At 64.2% G+C, this 2760-nt stretch carries 4 protein-coding genes and 1 pseudogene; 3 read left to right on the plus strand and 2 right to left on the minus strand.

Annotated elements, in window-relative coordinates; translation table 11 throughout:
• Window positions 1-216: pseudogene (locus tag C3488_RS42290) on the minus strand (conjugal transfer protein TraA); the annotation flags it as partial.
• A 210-nt stretch (window positions 217-426) separates the two neighbouring features.
• The gene (locus C3488_RS41010) at window positions 427-591 is read right to left on the minus strand and encodes a hypothetical protein (protein WP_181139389.1); all 165 of its coding nucleotides are present in this window, start codon (window positions 589-591) and stop codon (window positions 427-429) included.
• A 131-nt stretch (window positions 592-722) separates the two neighbouring features.
• On the opposite strand from C3488_RS41010, the gene C3488_RS39495 reads away from it, so the two are divergent.
• The 3 genes from C3488_RS39495 to C3488_RS39505 all read left to right on the plus strand — a co-directional run.
• Window positions 723-1379 (plus strand): adenylate kinase, encoded by a 657-nt coding sequence (locus C3488_RS39495; RefSeq protein WP_146068032.1) that lies wholly within the window; start codon window positions 723-725, stop codon window positions 1377-1379.
• A gap of 60 nt (window positions 1380-1439) precedes the next feature.
• The gene (locus C3488_RS39500; protein ID WP_103845618.1) at window positions 1440-1961 is read left to right on the plus strand and encodes a GNAT family N-acetyltransferase; all 522 of its coding nucleotides are present in this window, start codon (window positions 1440-1442) and stop codon (window positions 1959-1961) included.
• A gap of 153 nt (window positions 1962-2114) precedes the next feature.
• A partial coding sequence (locus C3488_RS39505) for a helix-turn-helix domain-containing protein (RefSeq protein WP_258053928.1) occupies window positions 2115-2760 on the plus strand: 646 nt, incomplete at its 3' end.

Below are 2760 nucleotides of genomic sequence, written 5' to 3' on the forward strand. Positions count from 1 at the left end.
CGTCGCCCGCCTCCAGGCGCTCGCGCTCGATCCGGTCGGCGTCCAGGTGCCGGCCTTCACCCAGGAGCAGTTCGGCCTGCCGCTCGGTCACCACGTCTCCGGCCACCAGGCCGACCGCGCTAGGCCCCGTCCCTTCCAGACGCCGGGCGGGACACCGGCAATGAAGAACGAACTTCTCCACGGAGACCTTTGTCCGCTGTACCGCCGACCCCTCACGCTGCGGAAGACCGTCGAGGTCCGATCACACCAGTCGCTCCACCCCACACGGATCTCAACGGTGCCTCACTGCAACGACTGCGCCAGCGACATGAGCCGAGCCCAGGAATGGGCGGACTTGATGCGCGTCCGCTACGTGAGCTGACCGTGCCGTGCGAATGCGGCGCTTCCACGGCCGTCAACCGCGGTCCTTTCAGCACAGATGCTCGCTCATGTGGCAGCGGGGCCCTCAACGTAGGGAAGGCCGACTGCCGCGAGTCTGGTCTGCAGGTTGATGTCGCTGGTCGCGGCGTACAGCTTGGGGCCGGGGTGTGCGGACTGCAGCAGCAGCGCGGAGGCGATGAAGCGGTCGTCGGTGGCTGTGTCACTTTTCATGGATGTCGTTTCGACGTGAGTTCGGGAGTCACTCAGGCCACCCCTTGCTTGATCAATATCAGTTAGAAATGACGTCACTCAGTAGCTGATCACCTGATCGTTCGCTGGGAGAGTCTGCCGCCCTTGAGCGTGTGAGCGAGGACGGCGGGTCATGGGTGATGCAGTCAGTGGCGCTGCTGTGGGCGTTGATTCGGAAGCAGGCCGTTGGCACCCTGAACCAGATGATCAAGCGAATCGTGGTGGTGGGGGCTGCGGGGTCCGGCAAGACCACGTTGGTCAGGGCCCTCGGGGAGGCCCTGGAGACACCGGTCACAGACCTGGACCTGCTGTTTTGGGGGCCAGCTTGGAGTCGTGTCGAGCTCAATGTGTTCCGTGAGCGGACGCAGAAGGTGCTTGCCAACGAGCGTTGGATCATCGCAGGTAGCTACTTCAGGCAGGTCGCCGATCTCGTGTGGGCTCAAGCCGATACCGTTGTGTGGCTTGACCTGCCGCGACGAGTCTCCTTCTCACGGGTACTCAGAAGGACAGTCCGGCAGTTCGTGCGACGCGAGGATGTCTTTCCTGGCTGCCGACAATCGCTGCGGGCGGCCTGGCGCGACCGGCTATTCCACTCGGCCTGGCGCGAACCTGAGAAGTACCGCTCGGTGATTCCGGAACTGCTGGACCGGCCTGAGTACGGCCACGTGAGCTTGGTCCATCTGCAGAGCAGAAGGGCTGTGGCTGCCTGGTTGGCCAACTGCGTCGGCCTTGAGGGAAGCCTGCAGCAGGAGTCGGACGGCAGCAGCTAGTGCCGCATCAGACAACGTTTCGCCCCTACGTGAGCTGGTGGGCACCTTGCTACTAGATCGATCCGGTGGGAAGCTCTAGCTCATGTCGATCTTGGTCCGGCCCGCTACTGTAAGAGCAGGGACGTCCCTGCTCTTGTCCGCCTGCGCGTGGCCAATGCCGAACGGCACATCCAGCTCGCACCCGACATCTATCGGGTTCCCGATGCCGAAGCGGTGCGGAGGCACTTCGAAGAGGTACTCGCTGACGGATCCAAGGTACTGATCTCGGTCGCAGAGGTGGCGGGCGAGGTGGTGGGAATGGCAGAGCTGGTCCTGCTGGCAGAGCCCCCAGATCACCAGATCCTGGTGCCCCGTCGCGCGGCCGAGATCCACACCGTGGTCTTGGACGGACATCGTGGCTGCGGCGTGGGATCAACTTTGGTCGCAGCAGCGGAGCGATCTGCCGCAGACCGGGGTATCTCGATCATCTACGCCGGCATCTTCGCTCCAAACGAGGACGCCGTCGGCTTCTACTCTGCGTCCGGTTTCGGACCGCGCGGGATCTTGCTGAGCAAGGAGCAAGAGGTTCCCAGTGTCGGTTGATGCCCGAGCTCAGGGCACGGCCAGGTCACCGCGGGTGAGGGCGGCGGCTACCTGCACGACGACGAACAGGTACGGACGTGACTCGCTGAGCTGAGGAAACGTCAAGCGATGTCAGCGTCGTCCCAAAGCCCGGGCCGCTGCCAGGATGTGCGCATGGCCGAGCGGGTGCAGGTACGGGAGATCGATGACAACGAGGGCCGAAGACTGCTGAGGACCATCCGCAGGGACACGGGATCGGTGGTGACCTGGCGGCGAGCCCAGATGGTGCTGCTGTCCGCGCAGGGCATGCCATTCGCGAAGATCGCCGAGGTGACATTCACCAGCGCGGACCGGGTCCGAGACGTGATCCACAACTTCAACGCCGACGGCTTCGAGGCGCTCTACCCGAAGTACAAGGGCGGCCGACCCAGAAGCTTCACCCTCCCCGAACGCCGGGAGATCAAGAAGATCGCCAAGTCCAAGCCGGCCGAACAGGGCCTGCCGTTCTCAACCTGGAGCCTGGCCAAGCTGGCCGACTTCCTGGTCGCCGAGGGGGTGGTCGACGACATCAGCCACGAGGGCCTACGCATCCTGCTCCGCGAGGAGGGCGTCTCCTTTCAACGCCTAAAGACCTGGAAGACCTCCCGCGACCCCGACTACGCCGCCAAGAAGGCCCGCGTCGAGCACCTCTACGCGATCGCCGACGGCGAGGTCATACCGGAGGACGGCGAACCCGAAGTCTTACTGGTCCTGACAGAAGTCGTTGATCACGTGACGGTCGGTCGGTCTGCTCGTTGGTGGGATGGTGGGGAAGCGTCAG

The organism is Streptomyces sp. Ru72, from assembly GCF_002920635.1.
GTDB lineage: Bacteria > Actinomycetota > Actinomycetes > Streptomycetales > Streptomycetaceae > Streptomyces.